Annotated in this window: 2 protein-coding genes; both read left to right on the forward strand. The window is 70.4% G+C overall.

Annotation, left to right across the window (positions count from 1 at the left end; translation table 11 throughout):
• Nucleotides 1–250: hypothetical protein (locus G6019_RS14745; RefSeq protein ID WP_241726083.1), on the forward strand; the 250-nt coding region annotated here is incomplete at its 5' end.
• 324 nt (nt 251–574) lie between these two features.
• On the forward strand, nt 575–2163 hold a 1589-nt coding region (locus G6019_RS14750; RefSeq protein ID WP_194305782.1), incomplete at its 3' end, for an alpha/beta fold hydrolase.

A 2163-nucleotide genomic window follows, 5' to 3' on the forward strand; every position in this document is an offset into this window, starting at 1 on the left:
ATCCGACGTGACCGCCCGGCGCCACGCCGCGCTCGCCGTCCTCGCGGCGGCTCTGGCGGTGGTGTTGTGGTGGCTGTCGCGCGACCTCGTGGCCGTGCGGCCGCCCGTGGTGGACCCCCCGGTCGAGGGAGTGATCATGCGGACCTACACCGAGCCCTGGCTGCTGCTGGCGGCGACGCTGTCGGCCGCGCTCTCGATGGTGTCGACGACACTCGCGGTCCTCGGGCGCGGACACCGGAACAGACGGTGATATATCCACTTCTGCCAGCGGTTTCGTCCCGCAGGACCCACCGGCTGTAACGATCGGATGACGGTTCCCTGAGTCGGTGCGGGTTGGCGCTTCGCGTGGTCGACCACAGGCTACATTTGGACCGGTTCGGACGCTTGTGACGCTCGTGAACTTGAGTGGTCGCGGCGTCCGATTCGTATGGCAGTCATCTACACAACATGGAATCGGGGATCGGTGCAGCCGTCTAGCACTTTCGTTGGCACCACCGCGGTCGTCGGGGCGATCGCACTTCTTGGTACCGGAGTGGCCGCCGCCGCCCCGGTCAAGTGGCAGGACTGTACCGAGATGCTCGGGATCGAGGCCGAGTACATGCCGGCGGGTCTCGAGTGCGGGACGGTCGAGGTCCCCGTCGACTACAGCCAGCCCGACGGCGCCAGGACCGAGGTCGCGCTGACCCGGATCAAGGCCTCGTCCGGGCAGGCCAGGTCGGCCGTGTTCGGCAACCCCGGGGGGCCCGGCAACTACGCGCTCAACTTCTGGAGTCCGCCCCTGGACGGCACCGCGCCGGCCGGCCTGTACGAGAACCATGATCTCGTGGCCGTCCAGCCGCGGGGCCTCTACGGTTCCAACCCGATGACCTGTGACGTCGCCTTCGTCGGCCCCACCTCCGCCAACGCGCTGCATGACGCCTGCTTCGGCACCGATCCGGCCTACATGGCCTCGTTCACCACCGAGAACGCGGCCCGCGACATGAACGCCGTCCGCGAATCGCTCGGGCTCGCGGAGATTGACTACGTGGGCGTGTCCTACGGCACCGCGATCGGCACCGACTTCGCGACCCTGTTCCCCGAGAACACCGGTCGCATGGTGCTGGATTCCAACACGCACCCCGACTGGCGGTGGTCCCAGCAGGCCGAGCAGGGCGCGCTCGCCCAGGAGCGGCGCCTGAACGACATCTTCGCCTGGATCGCCGAGCGCGACGACTACTACGGTCTCGGCGACACCCCCCGCAAGGTCTTCTACTCCTGGAAGTGGGTCACCGACCAGGAGGTCGGGGGGCCCGCCAACCTCACCCCGCCGCCGGCCGAGACCCGCGACCTGCCCGTCGAGCTGCGGGGCACCGCGCTCGAGCGGCCCGCGCTGGACACCCTCAACGGAACCGCGCCCGCCCTGGCCCGCGCCGAGGGGCTCGGTCGCGCCCTCGCGCTGCAGGGCCTGACCAACAACGCCACGACCGGGTTGTACGACGCCACGGTGGGGGCGACCTACTCCGAGCAGGCGTGGCCGATGCTCGCGCACATGCTCAAGTACTACAACGACGGCGGCACCATCGCCCGGGTCGACCCGGCGACGGCCGCCCGGATCGTCGCCGCGCAGGAGAGCCGCTCGCCGGTCTTCCGCACCGACATCGAGATGAACGCGATCATCACGTGCAACGAGACCGCCTCGCCGTCCAGCGAGCTGGGAGTCATGGCGGCCAAGGCCGACAGGTACACGGGTGGCAACAGGCTCACCACCCGTGCGGCCGCCGAGGCCGCCGGCGACGACTGCGTCGGTTGGGCACCGGTCGCGCGCACCATCCAGCCGAACGGTGACGCCCTCGACCAGAAGCCGCTCGTCCTGCACTCGGAGAAGGACGCCGTCACCCCGATCGCCGGCGCACACCGGGTCGTCGAGACGCTCGGTGGGACGCTGGTCGTCGTCGGCGGCGGTGATCACGGCACCTTCCGCACCGGTAACGCGGCTGTCGACGCCGTGGTGATGGAGTTCCTCGAGACCGGCGTCGCCACCCCGGGTCGCGTCGAGGGAAAGCCCTCCCCGGAGCCGCTGCCCCGGTGGGGTCAGGCCGAGCGTGCGGCCGCAGCCCAGCAGGGCATGTCCGCCCCCGTCGACGGTGCGGACGACTGGTACGGCACCCACCGCGACGCCGGTGC

This window comes from Dietzia sp. DQ12-76, from assembly GCF_014145045.1.
GTDB lineage: Bacteria > Actinomycetota > Actinomycetes > Mycobacteriales > Mycobacteriaceae > Dietzia.